The sequence below is a fragment of the Leptospira barantonii genome, assembly GCF_002811925.1.
Taxonomy (GTDB): domain Bacteria; phylum Spirochaetota; class Leptospiria; order Leptospirales; family Leptospiraceae; genus Leptospira; species Leptospira barantonii.
On record NZ_NPDS01000005.1, the window covers coordinates 301,332 to 316,768 of the forward strand.

The 15,437-nt window shown below is 42.5% G+C and carries 14 protein-coding genes and 1 other RNA gene; 4 read left to right on the plus strand and 11 right to left on the minus strand.

The genetic code is table 11. The annotated features are described in order from the left end of the window. Positions 1–23: 23 nt before the first annotated feature. Positions 24–1,277: a valine--pyruvate transaminase gene (locus CH367_RS13305; RefSeq protein WP_100762982.1), complete on the minus strand. Its 1,254-nt coding sequence runs from the start codon at positions 1,275–1,277 to the stop codon at positions 24–26. A gap of 128 nt (positions 1,278–1,405) precedes the next feature. Here CH367_RS13305 and CH367_RS13310 point away from each other — a divergent pair, with 128 nt between their 5' ends. Beyond that, a complete protein-coding gene (locus CH367_RS13310) occupies positions 1,406–3,298 on the plus strand; it encodes an adenylate/guanylate cyclase domain-containing protein (RefSeq protein WP_100762983.1) in 1,893 nt (630 codons plus the stop codon). A 25-nt stretch (positions 3,299–3,323) separates the two neighbouring features. Here the strand turns inward: CH367_RS13310 and CH367_RS13315 are convergent, their stop codons facing one another. Further along, a complete protein-coding gene (locus CH367_RS13315; protein ID WP_100762984.1) occupies positions 3,324–3,980 on the minus strand; it encodes a DsbA family oxidoreductase in 657 nt (218 codons plus the stop codon). Between the two features lie 107 nt (positions 3,981–4,087). Next, positions 4,088–4,437: a transfer-messenger RNA gene (ssrA, locus tag CH367_RS13320) on the minus strand. Positions 4,438–4,609: 172 nt separating this feature from the next. Here ssrA and CH367_RS13325 point away from each other — a divergent pair. Further along, on the plus strand, positions 4,610–4,831 hold the full coding sequence (locus CH367_RS13325) for a hypothetical protein (RefSeq protein WP_100762985.1): 222 nt from the start codon (positions 4,610–4,612) through the stop codon (positions 4,829–4,831). Between the two features lie 58 nt (positions 4,832–4,889). Here the strand turns inward: CH367_RS13325 and CH367_RS13330 are convergent, their stop codons facing one another. Genes CH367_RS13330 through CH367_RS13340 form a run of 3 tightly spaced genes read right to left on the minus strand, consistent with a single transcriptional unit; the run spans position 4,890 to position 7,805 of the window. After that, positions 4,890–5,855, minus strand: a complete 966-nt coding sequence (locus CH367_RS13330; protein WP_125226130.1) for a hypothetical protein — start codon at positions 5,853–5,855, stop codon at positions 4,890–4,892. 46 nt (positions 5,856–5,901) lie between these two features. Continuing rightward, positions 5,902–7,269 (minus strand): LIMLP_03685 family anti-sigma factor, encoded by a 1,368-nt coding sequence (gene rsx / locus CH367_RS13335; RefSeq protein WP_100762987.1) that lies wholly within the window; start codon positions 7,267–7,269, stop codon positions 5,902–5,904. An 11-nt stretch (positions 7,270–7,280) separates the two neighbouring features. Further along, entirely contained in the window at positions 7,281–7,805 is a 525-nt protein-coding gene (locus CH367_RS13340) for an RNA polymerase sigma factor (RefSeq protein ID WP_100762988.1), read from the minus strand. A 112-nt stretch (positions 7,806–7,917) separates the two neighbouring features. Between CH367_RS13340 and CH367_RS13345 the strand changes: the two genes are divergently transcribed. Together CH367_RS13345 and CH367_RS13350 are read left to right on the plus strand one after the other, a co-directional pair. Beyond that, complete coding sequence (locus CH367_RS13345; RefSeq protein WP_100762989.1) at positions 7,918–8,220, plus strand: hypothetical protein; 303 nt, start codon at positions 7,918–7,920, stop codon at positions 8,218–8,220. 187 nt (positions 8,221–8,407) lie between these two features. Then, the gene (locus CH367_RS13350; RefSeq protein ID WP_100763035.1) at positions 8,408–8,656 is read left to right on the plus strand and encodes a DUF433 domain-containing protein; all 249 of its coding nucleotides are present in this window, start codon (positions 8,408–8,410) and stop codon (positions 8,654–8,656) included. Positions 8,657–8,712: 56 nt separating this feature from the next. On the opposite strand, the gene CH367_RS13355 is transcribed toward CH367_RS13350, so the two are convergent. The 5 genes from CH367_RS13355 to CH367_RS13375 all read right to left on the minus strand — a co-directional run bounded on the left by CH367_RS13355 (position 8,713) and on the right by CH367_RS13375 (position 15,347). Further along, the gene (locus CH367_RS13355; protein ID WP_100763036.1) at positions 8,713–9,240 is read right to left on the minus strand and encodes a NuoI/complex I 23 kDa subunit family protein; all 528 of its coding nucleotides are present in this window, start codon (positions 9,238–9,240) and stop codon (positions 8,713–8,715) included. Next, positions 9,227–10,684: an NADH-quinone oxidoreductase subunit G gene (locus CH367_RS13360; protein ID WP_100762990.1), complete on the minus strand. Its 1,458-nt coding sequence runs from the start codon at positions 10,682–10,684 to the stop codon at positions 9,227–9,229. The genes CH367_RS13355 and CH367_RS13360 overlap by 14 nt, the downstream gene beginning before the upstream one ends. 167 nt (positions 10,685–10,851) lie before the next feature. Next, positions 10,852–11,994, minus strand: a complete 1,143-nt coding sequence (gene aroC, locus CH367_RS13365) for a chorismate synthase (protein WP_100762991.1) — start codon at positions 11,992–11,994, stop codon at positions 10,852–10,854. Between the two features lie 67 nt (positions 11,995–12,061). Beyond that, a complete protein-coding gene (locus CH367_RS13370) occupies positions 12,062–13,564 on the minus strand; it encodes an HD-GYP domain-containing protein (RefSeq protein WP_100762992.1) in 1,503 nt (500 codons plus the stop codon). Between the two features lie 313 nt (positions 13,565–13,877). Beyond that, entirely contained in the window at positions 13,878–15,347 is a 1,470-nt protein-coding gene (locus tag CH367_RS13375; protein ID WP_100762993.1) for an HD-GYP domain-containing protein, read from the minus strand. Positions 15,348–15,437 lie beyond the last annotated feature (90 nt).

Here is a 15,437-nt window from a genome sequence, read left to right on the forward strand (position 1 = left end):
TTCGAATGGCTGGACGAAACCATTTATTTGGAGAATTTTTCCAATACCCGACCGATTCTTAAAATTCCCTCTTCGATCTCTTTATCGTCACGAACAAAGCTCAATCGAAAACATTCTTCCGGATGCGACCACGTCGGATCGGCTCCCGGAAAAAATGTTTTGCCGGGAACGATAACCACTCCCGCTTCTTTTAGAATCGGATAAAGCTCTGAAACGGGCAGAGATAAATTCTTAACCCAGATCCAAAGAAAAAATGCTCCCTCACTTTGATGAATTCTGTACTCAATCTTAGGATTCCAAAGTTTTAAGATCGTTTCCTGAACCAAAATCGATTTCCTTTGATAAAAAGGTAATATTACTTTTTCACAAAGGTCTTTCCATCTTCCCGAACGAAAAAGATCCAACGCGATGAACTGTCCCTGACTCGCGCTCGTTAAATTGATAACCGAATTCGCTCTTTGCAACATCCGAATCGTTTCCTTATCGCCGACCACAAAACCCGTGCGAACTCCGGGAAGGCCCAGTTTGGAAAGACTGAAACCTTGAATCATTCCCGGTTTATGGATGAATGAATTTTTTCCGAAGACCACGTTCGGAAACGGAAACCCGTAAGCGTTGTCGCATAACAAAGGGATTCCTGCGTTATTCGCTCTTTCAATCAGAAACTCGAGTTCGTCGTCCGTGATCACGTTCCCGGTCGGATTCGTAGGTCGGGAAACGCAGATACAACCCGCTTCGTCCTTCCAGTTTTGGACGGAGTCGAACTTTTCCGAAGCGATAAAATATTTATAAGATCGATCTCCGGTTTCCCGGATTTCAGGCATAAAAGAAAGGAAGGAATCCGGTTCCAACGTTTGATCCGTATAACCGATGTATTCGGGAAGAATGGGAAAAAGAATTTTCTTTCTTTGTCCGTTTTCGAAATGCCCGGAGAAAAAATTTAATAGGAAATAGAACGCGTTCTGACTTCCGTTTGTGATCGCGATTTGATCCTCGTCAATCGGAGTTCCCGATTCTTCCGTTAGAATCGAAGCTACGATCTCGCGAAGTTCATGAACTCCGGAGGGAGATTCGTAACTGCCGAGAATTCTTTCCATTCTCCCCGATTCGATTTGTTCCGTTACGATCTCTTTCCAAGTTTGAGCGACCTCGGGAATCAACGCGGGATTTCCTCCGCCCAACATGCAAGCTCCCGGAGGAGGATTTCCGAGATCGTCCATCAGCTGTCCGATTCCGGTTTGTTTTAAGAATTTCCGACCAAAATGAGAATATTGCATACCGTACCAAATTTCTTCCGAAGTCTAAACCAGGAACTAGAATCTAAACGAAAAGAGAAATTTTGTGGATTCTTTTTCCAATGAATTCAAAACATACAACGCACTCATCGGGAAACAGAGAACTTAGAATGGAAACGAATCAGAACAAAGTCAAAGCCGCAGAAATATTAGACCTCGCCGAATTTTTAAAACGATTTCCTTGGACGGAAGAATGGAGCAAGTTTAAAGATCCCATAGAAACTCTTTGGGAATTCGAACTCGACGTAAAAATCGAAACCCTCTGGCCTTGGCTCATAGACACGTCTTCGTTTAACAAAAGACTCGGAATTCCCGAAATGAAGTTCGTGGAAAAAGAAGGAAAACTTTTCGGCCGTTCCAAAAACGCGGGAATTCTAATGGAATGGGAAGAAGTCCCTTGGGAATGGGAATACTGCAAAGGTTTAAACAACGCGAGAATCTACAGCAAGGGATTGGCACGATATGTTCAAACCAGATACGTTCTTGAAAAACTTCCCGAAAACAAAACGAAGCTGATCGTTTACTTCGGATGGATTCCGAGGGGAATTTTAGGGAGAATCATCCTCAAAGTCGGAATGAAACAGCTTTATAAAAGTTATCAAAAAAGTCTCGCCGATCTTTTGGAAGACATCGAAACGAGAAAGAAAAACGAATCCATTCTCAGTCTGAATAAAAGTTTAAGAAATTCTTCCTCGGCTCGAGAAAGCATTAAACTCAAACAGATCAAAAACAATCTGCTTCGCGAAGGAATCGAAGAAACGTTGATCGATCGAGTGATCGATTATATTCTTACGGAAGACGAAAACGAACTCTATCGAATTCGCATTAAAAAACTCGCATCCGAATGGAAAATCCCTCTCGATAATCTTTTGATTTTATTCTTACACGGTTGTAGACAAGGATTGTTTACGTTATCCTGGGACGTCATTTGTCCACATTGTAGGGGAGTAAGATCGGAACTTTTTAACTTAGGAGACGTGCCGTCACAGGATTCCTGCGACGTTTGTGGAATCGATTTCGAATCCACAAAATTGAACACGATCGAAGTCACCTTTCACGTGCATCCTTCCATTCGAGAAGTTCAAAAAAGATTTTTTTGCGCGGCTGAACCCGCAACCAAAACTCACATAAGATTTCAAAGAACGGTTCCTCCGGATTCGGAGTATATTACGAATTTATTATTGAATGACGGGGTATTTCGTCTTCGAGTTTCGGGAGAAAAAAAATACAATCTTCTCGAGCTCCAACCTTCTTCGCCAGAAACGTTTCAATGGTCCGCCGATCAAAGAGAACAGGAACTTTCCGCAAAACCGATGCCCACCGTTCAAATTCTCAACGGGGAAAAATCTCCCCGCACTTTCATCATCGAGGAAAGAAAGGAAGATTCGATCAGCCTAAGACCGATCGAACTTTTTAACTTTCAGGATTTCAGAGATCTATTCAGCGAACAAGCGATCGCTTCGGATCTACAATTGGACATCGGAGTTCAAACGATTCTTTTTACGGACATCGTAGGATCGACGAGATTCTATCTTACGGAAGGGGATAACGGAGCGTTCAAAGAAGTGCGGGAACATTTCGTTCAAGCGTTTCGAATCATCAAAGAACACAAAGGCGCGGTCGTAAAAACCATCGGAGACGCAGTGATGGCGTCCTTTTCAAATCCTTTGGATTCTTTTTTGGCGAGTATCGAGTTGCAGAAAACGTTTCAGATTTCGCCGGAAAACAGGATTCAGATTAGAATCAGCATTCACTCGGGTCAATGTCTTGCCGTAAACTTAAACAGCAATATAGATTATTTCGGAAACACGGTGAACTACGCCTCTAAACTTCAGGGAATTACCGAAGCTGGAGAAATCGCGTTTTCGGAAACGATCTTTCGAGACGAAGAAATCAGAAATCATCTCAAGAACAACGGAATGAAAGTCAAAAAGGTTCCTTTCAAACTCCCTTGGTCTCAAGAAGAAAATCCGGCTTACAAGCTGGTCATGAACCCTTTGTAATATTCAAAGAAAAGAATATTCCGAATTAGGAATTTGCGTTTTCTTCTTCCAATCGTTCGAATAGTTGGAGGAAGAGCGCGGATTCCTGAGCGCCGGAAACCGCGTATTTTTCGTTGAAAACGAAAAAGGGAACACCTGAAACTCCCAGTTGACGACCTTGCATTTCCTCTTCGTAGATCGTTTTAAGAAGTACTTCGTCGCCCTTTACTGAATTCAGATCCTCTTCGCTCATTCCGACTTCTTGCAAACATTCTAATATTGTTTTCGAGTCGGAAAGATTCTTACCTTCCGCGAAAAAATTTCTGAAAAAAGATTCTGCCAACGCGGAATCCTTTCCGGTTTCTTTGGCTTTGCGGATCAATGCATGTAATAAGAACGTGTTCGGCTGATGACCGGCTTGTTCGACTGAAAAAGGAAGTCCTTCCGCTTGTGCGATATCGGCAACTCTTTGAACCATCATCTTCACCCGATCGATAGAACCGAATTTTCTAGTCATGTGAAGAACTCTATCCTCTCCTTCAGGAGCAAGATCGGGATTCAGTTGGAAAGGTTTCCATTCGATTTCAATGTTATCATCGGGGTGGGACTTTTTTCGAAGTGAAATCGCATCCTCTAGTCTTTTTTTTCCTATATAACACCACGGACAAACTACGTCCGAGTAGATTGCGATTTTAGTTTCCAATATCCTTCTCCAAAAATAAAAACGAAACGTTCTTTTCTATTCAGTCAGACTTTGGAAAAGGGGATTTAGTTCAAATATAAAGTAATGAGGAAAGAATAAGACAAAGAACATGGAGACGGCGGGGTTCGAACCCGCGTCCTATTGCGCCCCAGATCAGCCTCTACGTGTGTAGTCTGTGTATAAAATTTCGGAAAGAGTTTAACCCTCAGACAGGACTCTCTCTCCTACCCGGCCCGAATACAGTCTCTTTTAGGAACCGAAAACCAAAAGAGCCGCCTCTTGATAAGTTTCAGAACGTTTAGAATTCAAGAGAAAAAACTAAGGTTCCGTAGCAGAGATTAAGCTGCTAAAGCTAATTCGTTATTAGCGGTTATTGTTTGAAGGTTTTGAGAGGAGCCTACAACCTCTACACGCCACATAATCCCTGGCAACAACAGTCGAAACCAATTTCGTCCCCTGCTGTTCTTTGATTAGACTGTCAAAATTAAAAAACTCGGGCTTTGTCGCAAGTTTTTTATCAAAGGAAGAATTTTAGCCGAAACTCTTCGCAATAATATTTAAACACCGGGAAAAAACCCGAAACCATTTGTTAAATCTTTAACATTCGATACCAAAGAGGTGCAATTACAATGGATCAGATTAAGGATAAAATATCTTCTTTCGGAGCTTTTCTTTCTTTTGCGGGAGTCGCTTCGGGAGCGTTGAGCTTTTTCAATTACAATCTAAGAATTCTTATGTGGATCGACAACTGGGGAACCGCAACCGGTTGGGCGATCAGAGGCGGGCTCGTAGTCGGCGGCGTAATTCTTTACTTCCTTGGAAAAATGGGAAGAAACTCCGTAGCCGCTTAACAGCGTTAAACCTTAAGGGTCGCCGATTCAAACTCGGACGGCCCGATTCTCACTTTGATTAAAAGTAAAAAACGAAAGAAAGTTTAGATTCCATTTCTCCCGCCTCGGGTCGCATCCGTCCTCCCACTCGAATATCAAACGAACCCTTCTCCGCTCCGATATTTTTTTGCGGATTGAACTTTGCATTCATCGAAAGCATTTGTGTGATCGAAAAATCGAGCAATAAAACGGTAATCAAACCTGTGATGGATCTTTCTTTTCCTTCTTGAACTTTATCGTGAGTCGTATAACCGCCGCTAATCGGATCTTTCACCAAGAAAGAATTTTCGTAAGCGAAAACCAAACTTGCAAACTTTGGGTTTTGACTGGAAACGTTCGGATCCAAGTTTACGTAAGCGGCGGCAAGATGAGTAGGATCTTCATAATAACCGGAACTGTGTTTGGAATAAAGAGAAATCAGATGAACCAAATACAATTCGGTCAAAGAGAAAAGCGCTCCGAGCGAAGGATAACCTAAAAAGTATAAATTCGACCAACCCGGAATCAAACTCGGAAGAGATTCCAAAATCGAAAGTTTGGCCGCTTCGGTTCTACTCTTAAAGGTAGGATCGTTTTGTGTGTTCAAAGATTCGTTTGAAGTCGTGGGATTTTCCGGTTGATCCTCTTCTTCAGAAACGGCTTCCACTTCTTCGACCGGTCCATTCTCCCCGGGTTTTTCTTCCCACTGAACGGGAATGGATTTGATCGATTTAATCGCGGTGATCGGAACATTGAACGTGCTACCTGATTCCGTTCGGATTTTGAGGGAGGTTTTTCCCAAGTTCGTTTTAACGTTTTTGTATTCGACCCCGTTTCTTAAAACGACCGTATCCGCAAACAATGGATTTTGATCAAAACGGAACAATAGTATTATAAAAAGAGAATATAAAAAATAGGTTTTAACGCGGCCAAAAAAAAAGGACAAGCCTGTGCGGAATTTCGGAGAAGGATTCGGAACGTTCTTTTTCAATTCGGAAAAATTCATGGATTTCGAAAAATCCTCCCATGAATACAAAAGTCAAGATAGGTTTTTATTCGAAATCGATCGAATCAACTGCGTCGATCGGGAAAAGAAGGTTTCCATCGTTTTTCAAAAGAATATAAAAACTCTCGTGTTGATAAACGAAACCTTTCACATGAGAACCGTCTTTGAAATGAATCACCCTTTCGATATCGGGTTGGTTTTTATCCTTTAAAATCTGAATTAAGGCGGTGTTGTCGAGTTTCGCGACCAAAGACTTTAATTTTTCGACCTGTTTGAGATCGGTAGGAGCGAAACGGACCATGGATTTGAATTTCTCTTCCAAATCCTTTTCCTGATTCGGAAGCATGTTCTTAATCTTTTTATTCAGATCGTCGTCCATCGAAAACATGGAAACCACACTTTCGCTTCCGAGTTTACGAACATCGGAATTCAACGCAAAGACAAAACTCTCTTCCAGTTTTTCGCCCTTTGCTTTCGCTTCTTCGATGCTTTTTTCAAGAGAACGAATCTTCTTCAAACTCGACTCCGGAATTCCCTTCCAAGAAAGGGATTGTCCGCGAACGATCTGAACCTTTTTACTTTGAAAAAGAATCGGAAAGTTCATCTTCAGAAATTCTCTTTCCTCTTCCGTTAATGAATTCGCAGTTTTTTCAAAAGCGATAGAAGGACCGGTTTCAATTTCCACCTTACCATCCAAAACGTCCAGATCGAGTTTAGAATGCAATTCTCCGACTTCTCTGGAATATACGACCTTCGTCCCGACAAGGAACGCTCTTACATCGGGAGAAAGAATCGCAAGCAACCCTTCTCCGGCGGTTTCGTTTTGAATCGAATCCACAAGTACGGAACCGCGTGCCACGTTTAAGGAAGAATATTTTTTATTACCGGTAACCGAAACTTCAGAACCGGGTAACATACGAACAGCGACGCTCTTCGTACCTTCGACTTGAAATTCGCAGATCGAAAAATTTCCGGAAACCAATTTGCGATCGAGAAGATTCGCCCCAGGTTGGGAAGCGACGCCGTCGATCTTACAATCTCCGTAAGAATTGATAAATGCTTGTTCGAGTTTCGTATCGGACCAGGTTCCGTAACTCAACCAGAAGGAAATTCCCGCGATTAAAAGTACGGCCGCTACGGCGAGACCGGAAGTCAAGGGACGGGATTTAAAAATAACATTCGGAAAGTTTAATATTTTTCCGTTACGTCCGGATTCGGATTTTTCGGCGGAATCGGAAAGTGCATAGGACAAAACCGAATTGACCCGAGTAGAGGATTGGTACATAGAACGAGCTTTCTCGTTTTTGATCACAAATTGAAGAAGCTCTTTTTTACCTTCGGCATCGAGTTCACCGTATAGGTATCTCCCTAAGAGATCTTCAAAACGTTCTATGTTGTCTACTTTTGCTTTCATTGTAGAAAATCTTAGAATTGGTGTCCTTTTTTTTCCATTTGGGCTCTGAGTAAAGAGACGGCTGAAATCAACCTTCTACTTACCGTTCTTTCTGAAATTCCCAAAGCTTGCGCGGTTTCTTTCAGAGTTTTCCTTTCCAATTCCTTATATAATATTATACTTTTTTCCGGCTCAGGAAGACTCTCAATTGAATCTTTTATCGCTTTTTCTAAAAAAGCTTTCTCTAAATTTTCCGGAATTTCCGGATTTACTTCTATATCAGTGACCAAATCGCCAAGACTTAGGTTCCCGAACTCTTTTTTCTGTTTATTATAATGCTTGAAGTATAAATTTTTTGCTATAGAACAAGTCCACGTACTGAAAGAAGCGATCTTAGAATCGAATTTGTCGAAAAAAGTAAACGCTTTTAAGAAAGCTTCCTGAGTAAGATCCTCGGCCACCTCCGGATCACCGGAAATTTTGAGAAGGAAGTGATATACGGTTCGGTGGTTTTCCTCGTATAAAATCGAAAAATCTGTAGAATCGGATTGAACCATTGAGAAAATGCCGGTGAACCTGGGCTTTTTGCAATTCTTCAGGTAAATTCCGATTCTAAAAGCACAAAAAAGAATTTAGAACGGGCCATTTTTTACGATTTGCCCGAAAACTATGTCATATCAACAAAGAAAATCGGTCTTTTTGGGCATTCTAATCCTGATCCAACTTCAATGTGCCGCTGAAGATTTCAAGGCCCGCGATTCTGCGTGTTCCCAAAGATCCAAAAAGCAAAGCGACTGTTTTGAACAAATCATCACATACTGCGCTTTGAATCAAACGAGCACCGACAAACCCATAACGACTTTCTGCAACAGCCAACCTGCGATTCTTTTACTTTCTTGTGTGGCGATTCATCCGGAATGCCCGGCTAACGCTTCTTCGTCCACTTCCTCCTCGAGCAATTCGACCAAATAATTCCTCATTAAGAAATGATTCTTACTTTATGATGCGGAAACGCTCGTAAGTTTTTTGGGAATTCCCGGTAACAAAAGGGCATTCTTTTCGAAAAAGATAGTATACGAAATTGAAAAAAGTACGACTCGATTTCGATAAATTTTTTTTCCGTTACAAATTTTGTCGGGTCCTATTGTTAAAGGTATATATGAGTAACGACAAGTTTACTTCGATAGAAACAATCCCAGGTTATCTGGGCGGTAAACCCTTCATTAAGGGAACCGGAGTTCGGGTTTTGGAAATTTTAGATTTGTTATTGGCTGGAATGTCTAGAAAAGGAATTCTCAGGGAGTATCCCGCAATTTCGAACGAGGACATTGATTCTGCGGTTTCTTTTTTAGAAAATAAATTGGATGTCGCAAGACAGAATCAATATCTAAAACAAAAAGTCAGTTAAAGAACGTTAAGGCAGATTCTCCTTTGATCGGAGATCTGCCATATTACATTCAATTTTTATAATCTTTCTCCGAGAATCGGTCCGCCTACGAGTTGCATCATTCTCTCTTTGGTTAAAACCAAATCTTCTCGGTTATCGGTCGCCATCTCGGCGGGTCCGTCCAAATAAATAGCGCCTTTCGGACAAGCTTCCTCGCACATTCCGCAAAAAATACAACGCAACAAATCGATTTCGAATTTCTTAGCGTATTTATCCTCGGGATGAAGGTGTTGAATTTCGGGAGTCACTTCTCCCGCTTCGATATAAATCGCGTCGGCGGGACAAATCCACATACAACAGAAACAACTTGTACATCGTTCACGACCTTGTTCGTCGCGTTTCATCGTATGCATTCCGCGAAATCGAGTGGAATACTTTCGTTTCTTTTCGGGAAATTCTATCGTTACCGCTTTTCTTAAAATCGCGGCCTTGATAAAATGTTTGAGAGTGATCCAAAGTCCTTTTCCGATGGAATAAAAATAGAATTTTTCATACCAGGAAAGTTTATGACGACTTGCGACTCTTACTACGTTAACGGTTCCCAACGCCAACCTCCTTTGGAGAAGAAGCAGATTCTTTGAGTAACTCGGCGAGTTTTTGGAAAACGGAACCGGAACTCAACAAACCTTTCGGCGGATCCATCGCCTTTTGAAAACGCTGATTCAATCCGTTCTTATTGGTAAACGAACCGGATTGTTCCGCAAACGTTTGAATCGGAACTCCATAAGCCGCTTCCGAAATTCCTTCGGTCAGGTTGGTGGACAACGCCACAAGAGTTACGTTAGACGAAATAGAGGATAAGAATTCTTTTCGATTCTCCTGAATCACGAAAACCAGATCGATTTCTCCGGATTCGACGGATTTGCGAATCGCATCGATCCCTTGCGTGGAAACGAATCCGACATCGACAGCTCCTCTCGTATTCGGTCTTAAATCCGTGGTCATCAAAAAGTCTTTTTGTTCAGGCGCCTTGTATTGAACGTCTTGAACTCTCGCTTCTAAGATAACCGATTTTCCGAAAGATTCCACACTTTGAAGAATGGATTTTAAGTTTTCGTTCGATTCGCTCGCTCCGCCGAGAATCGCGATTTTGTTCGCGTTTCTGATTTTTTCCGCGATCGCAGGCAATACCGCGAGACTTTCGGATGCGTTTCCGTTTTGATAATACGCAAACAAACGATTCTCGTTCAACCAATCGATATCAAAACGTCCTTTGTCGCAGAGGAAATACATATCTTTTTCCTCGTCGATTCGAGGCATATAACGATACATTTTATTATCTCTTACGTTCGTCGTAATGTTACAACCCGTGCTACAACCGTGACAGATCGATTCGGCGTTTTTATACCACCAAACTCTCGATTTGAATAAGGTTTTGTTGTTGAGAAGCGCTCCGGTCGGACAGAGATCCGCGAGTGCGCCTTGAAAGTTGTGTTGGATCGGTTCATTCTTTGCAAGACCGATGATGGAATGATATCCGCGTTCGAACAGACCGAGATTGGATTCTCCCACGATCTCCTCTTCGAAACGAACACAACGGTAACATACGATACAACGGTTATGGTTGATGATTAGATTTGTTCCGATCTCTTCCTGAGGAACATTCCGTTTTTCTAATGTGAATCTGGAATTGCCCTTTCCTTCCTTGAACGCATTGTCTTGAAGCTGACATTCGCCCGCTTTGTCGCATACGGGACAATCCAAGGGGTGATTGGCCAAGAGGAATTCCATCGTGCCTTCACGGGCTTCCTTGATACGATCGTTTTTCGTGAATATGGAAAGACCTTCCGTTACCTTTGTGTTGCAGGCCGCTTGAAGTCTCGGAACTCCCTCGATTTCGATAAGGCACATTCTACACATGCCCACGATGGAAAGTTTTGGGTGATAACAGAAGAAAGGAATATCGATGCCGACATCTTTAGCCGCCGATATGAGGTTCTTTTTTTCATCCACCTCATACTCGATTCCGTCGATCTTGATTTTTACCATGGAATCATCCTTTTGATTAAACCCGGTACTGGGAAACAATTCTATAGAAACGTACCATTCTCATTCTGGCAACCTGTTTCTAAATTCTCCATAGGCCGTGGAATTTTGTTCTTGGAGTTTCGCTTGGACGGAAGTTGAAAAACATCCGTCCATTTTGAGACTGATTCTTAAAGTTCTAAGTCTTTGTAATAATCGGGGACGTTCGCCCATTTTTGAAACCACTGAGGATTGATCGCTCTTTGATAGAGATACGCATCCACGAGTACCAAGTTGACGACCGCTTCGATGATCGGTACCGCTCGGGGAAGAACACAAGGATCGTGACGACCCTTTGCTTCGAGTGTGGTTTCTTCTCCCTTTAGAGTTACCGTATTCTGTTTCTTAAATATCGTAGAAGTCGGTTTAAACGCCGCACGGATCACGAGTTCTTCCCCGTTTGAAATTCCGCCCTGAAGTCCGCCGGAATTGTTCGTTTTGGTTCTGACTCTTCCGGTTCCTTCTTCCACATAAAATTCATCGTTATGCGCGCTTCCCGTTAAAAGTGTTCCCGAAAATCCGGAACCCACTTCGAATCCCTTACAAGCCGGAATGGAAAGAATGGCTTTGGCAAGATCTCCGTCTAATTTGTCGTAAACGGGATCTCCCAATCCTGGAGGAAGATTGTAGGACACGCACTTGATCGCTCCTCCGACGCTGTCTCCCGCTTCTTTCATCTTGAGAATCAGGTTTCGCATTTCGTTGGCGCTGGCTTCATCGGGGCAACGAACTTCGTTTTGATCGACTTCTTCCCTGGACTTCGGATATTTTTCTCCGATTGTCGATTGAACCGTTCCGATCGAATCGACCCAAGCGACGGTTTCGATTCCGAGATCGTCCTTGAGTATCATTCTTGCGATGGCCGCCGCCGCAACGCGACCGATCGTTTCTCTGACGGAAGAACGACCGCCGCCTACGTGAGCGCGAAAACCGTACTTCACTTGATATGTGTAATCCGCGTGAGAAGGTCTAAACGTAGTTCTAAGATTTTCGTAATCTTTGGAGATCGTATTCTGATTATCTACGATGAGTGCGATCGGAGACCCGATCGTTTTTCCTTCGAAAACTCCGGATACGACTCGAACCGTATCGGTCTCGTCTCGAGGAGTTGTAAGATTGCTTTGACCCGGTCTTCTTCGGTTTAAGTCTTTTTGAATTTCTTCTAAACGAATGGGGATTCCTGCAGGAACTCCTTCGACAACCACTCCCACGGATTCTCCGTGAGATTCTCCGAACGTACTGACTTTAAAGATTTTTCCCCAACTAGAAGGCATAATACCACGAAAACAGGATAAAGCTCAGGGATAAAGCGAGTTTCTAAAAGAATCTTTTGGTTTTCTCTTAAGCGACAGAACGCGGAGCAGTACCTCGGAAACTCTGATCCACTTTTTCGTAAAGGTTCGGCTCCAATTCGGGATCGATGATGTAAATCACTCTTCTCGGATCCATGCTGTTGTTCAAATCGAACACCGCTTTTCTTTTATCCTGACGGAAAGAATGAGGGTCGTAACCTTCGATCTTGATCTTACCTTTGTTCGTGATGACGGGACGAATCGTTCCGATTCTTTCCAGAAGCGGTCTTGTTTGATGTCTGTAAATTTCCTTGATGACGCAGGTTTCAAAGTGAACCTTTCTTTGAGAATCCATCGAAACGACGATGATATAATCTCCGGGATTGAGAACGCTTCGGTTCTCGCAAAGACTGAGTGCCATCAGATCAAAAAAGTCTCGAACGATCTTTTCGTTATACGAAAAGAAACTGTTGTTAAGAATCAACTTCATCGACGTTAGCGCGTCGTAAGCCGGACGCCAATCCTGATCCGAACTCAGCGACGCAAATTCTCCCGAAATCGAAATGATTCCCGGGTCTTCGTCCGTATACGTATTGCTGAGAATATGATGAATTTGTTTTTGAATGTCTTCGATCAGAATCTGTTTCGTCTTGTCGTCTTTGTATTTCTGAAGGTATTCGGTCAACTTGCGGATGATCATGTTCGTGGAAGGATAATTGTTGTTTAGACCTTCTCCACGATACGTTCTATGACTGTTGAGCACTGCGGCCTTCACGTCCGAATCGATTCCGTTTAAATTTCCGATCATAAGATAACTGATGATCGGATGGTTTTTGATGTAATCGAATTCTTCGGGACGAAGATTGGTGTGATTCGGAAGTTTCATTCTCGATTTGCCGATATCTACCATATAAGAAGCGAGCATAACGTTGAATTGTTTCGTCTTTTGAATCTCGTTATCGGTTTTACTGAGGGCCTTCATTCCTCGCAGTTTCATCGCCATCGAAATCACGGTACGTTTGGTCATGATTTCGGAATCCGCTTTGATTCCCGCCTGTCTCATCACTTCGATCACGTTTACAAGTCCGAGTTCCATATCCGAACTCGATTTAAAATCCATGAGGATATCGTCTATGCCCTTCTGAACCATACGGATATGATTGCTATTGAGAGGGTAGTGTTTGAGTTCCTCCAATAGATCCGAAGCTTCTCTGGCAAGAGTAATCGTTAGATCCACGTTGACGAGTTTCGTGAAAGAAACTTCTTTTCCGTGAACGTTGTCGGGTTGTTTCGGTTTAACGAACTTGTCTTTTTCCGAAATGAGAAAATAGATTCCCTGACTTTCGAATTTTTGAAGTCTTGTCACGTCCTCTTCCGAAGCGTCCGATTTTTTATGAATCAAAATCTGCCCGTTCTTGTTGTAAAAATCAACGGGGATCTCGCTCTGACTGATAAAACTTTTGATCACATCCGAGTTGAACTCGAACTTTTCCAAAAGTTCTTTATTTACGGAGCTTACAGAATGTGAATGATTGCTCATATTAGAATTCATATAATAAAATACCGTTATTTGCGTTTCGAAAAGAATCGCGTACCATAGAACTTTCTAGCAATCCTTTCTTGCGATATACGTGATCGGACTGGAAAAAAATTATTTATTAAACGTACATCTTAACTCAAATTCGGTTTGTTTCAAGAAAAACCGCTCAAGAATTTATTTCCAAACGATCGAAATGAAACGTTTCGAATCGTCGTGTTTTTATAGAGCGAGATCGCGTTAAATTCGGAAGGGTTTTTGACGGGATTGAGATTACTTTGTAACAAACGGACGCAAACGAAAGATTCGCACGCGTCCCCTTAAGGAATCAGGCGCTTTCTTTCGGAATTTCTCCGGTTTGTTTGGTCAGCTCTTCGTAAAGACGCGCGTCCATATTCGGGTCGAGAACGTAGACGATCCTTCTCGGGTCCTGATTTTTTTCCAGATTGTAAACGGCCTTTCTACGATCCAGTTTCAAAGAGGTAATATCGAATCCGGAAATTCTCAATTTACCCATGTTGCTGAAATTGGGTCGTATGGTTCCGATTCTTTCCAACATAGGACGAATTTGAGTTCGATACATTTCGCGGATGATACAAACTTCGAAAAAGACTTTCTGATTGGAATCCTGAGTCACAACGATTACGAAGTCCCCTTCTCGGATGAAAGGTTGGTTGTTGCAAAGCGACAATCCGATATGATCGTAAAAATCCCTTAAAGTTTTTTCATTATATGCAAAAAAGCTGTTATTCAAAATCAACTTCATCGCCACTAACGGTTCGAAAGGATCTCTCCATTCCTGTCTCGTGGTCAATGATGCGAATTCTCCCGCGATGGAAATGGCGCCGATGTCTTCCATAGGAAGATTGTTGGTAAGAATATTACGGATTTGTTTTTGAATGTCCGCGACCAAAACGGTTCTCTTAGGATCGTCCTTGTATTTTTCCTTATACACGTTGAGCTTCTGAACGAGAACCTTGGGCTGAGGATAATTGTTATTCATCCCCTCGCCCTTGTGTGGGCGGTGATGATTTAAAACCAAGGTCTTAATCGTATCGTCCAAGTCCGGAAGATTGGCCACCATAAGATAACTGATGATCGGATGGTTTTTGATATACTCGAACTCTTCCGTTTTCAAATCCTTTTGAGAAGGAATTTTCATCTGAGTATAACCCACGTCCGCAAGATAAGAAGACATCATCAGGTTCATCTGATCCAATTTCTTCTGTTCCATATCGACCTTGGTAAACGCCTTCCCGGCCCTTACCTTCATCGCCATCGAGATCACGGTACGTTTCGTCAATATCTCCGAATCCATGGGAACACCGGCGCTACTCATCACTTCGATGATATTCACCAAACCGTTTTCCATATCGGGAGTGGATTTAAAATCTTCTAATATTCCATCGATGGATTTGTTGAGATTTCTTACTTGGCTTCCGTTGAGAGGAAACTTTTTGAGTTCGGCGAGAAAGCTCGAAGCGTCCTTGGCAAGCCCTACGGTTAAGTCCGCGTTGACCAGCTTTGAAAAACTTACGTCCCGGCCGTTTACGCTGTTCGGTCCGGCGCTTTGTTTCCCTCCGGAAATCTTTTCGAATTCCGATTTTAAAAAGTAAATCCCCTGACTTTCGAACTTTAATAATTTGGTGATGTCGTCGCCGTTCGCGTTTTCCTTTTTATGAATCAGGATCTGCCCGTTTCTATTATAGAAATCGACCGGAATAACGCTGTTGATTTTGAAGTGTTGAATGATTTCTTCTGTAAAGTCGAACTTCTGTAAGTCTTTTTGGGCATCCATGAGAATCGTCGTAAATCTGAAATTTATTTTTTGAGTGCGGTAATGCGAACTAACGTAGCTTAAAATAGCCGCTCAAGAATTCCATTCTTA

Bases quoted from the DNA above. Each gene is read 5' to 3' on its own strand.
- CH367_RS13305 (WP_100762982.1), bottom strand. From the start codon at position 1,277: ATGCAATATTCTCATTTTGGTCGGAAATTCTTAAAACAAACCGGAATC.
- CH367_RS13310 (WP_100762983.1), top strand. From the start codon at position 1,406: ATGGAAACGAATCAGAACAAAGTCAAAGCCGCAGAAATATTAGACCTC.
- CH367_RS13325 (WP_100762985.1), top strand. From the start codon at position 4,610: ATGGATCAGATTAAGGATAAAATATCTTCTTTCGGAGCTTTTCTTTCT.
- CH367_RS13330 (WP_125226130.1), bottom strand. From the start codon at position 5,855: ATGAATTTTTCCGAATTGAAAAAGAACGTTCCGAATCCTTCTCCGAAA.
- rsx (WP_100762987.1), bottom strand. From the start codon at position 7,269: ATGAAAGCAAAAGTAGACAACATAGAACGTTTTGAAGATCTCTTAGGG.
- CH367_RS13340 (WP_100762988.1), bottom strand. From the start codon at position 7,805: ATGGTTCAATCCGATTCTACAGATTTTTCGATTTTATACGAGGAAAAC.
- CH367_RS13345 (WP_100762989.1), top strand. From the start codon at position 7,918: ATGTCATATCAACAAAGAAAATCGGTCTTTTTGGGCATTCTAATCCTG.
- CH367_RS13350 (WP_100763035.1), top strand. From the start codon at position 8,408: ATGAGTAACGACAAGTTTACTTCGATAGAAACAATCCCAGGTTATCTG.
- CH367_RS13360 (WP_100762990.1), bottom strand. From the start codon at position 10,684: ATGGTAAAAATCAAGATCGACGGAATCGAGTATGAGGTGGATGAAAAA.
- aroC (WP_100762991.1), bottom strand. From the start codon at position 11,994: ATGCCTTCTAGTTGGGGAAAAATCTTTAAAGTCAGTACGTTCGGAGAA.
- CH367_RS13370 (WP_100762992.1), bottom strand. From the start codon at position 13,564: ATGAATTCTAATATGAGCAATCATTCACATTCTGTAAGCTCCGTAAAT.
- CH367_RS13375 (WP_100762993.1), bottom strand. From the start codon at position 15,347: ATGGATGCCCAAAAAGACTTACAGAAGTTCGACTTTACAGAAGAAATC.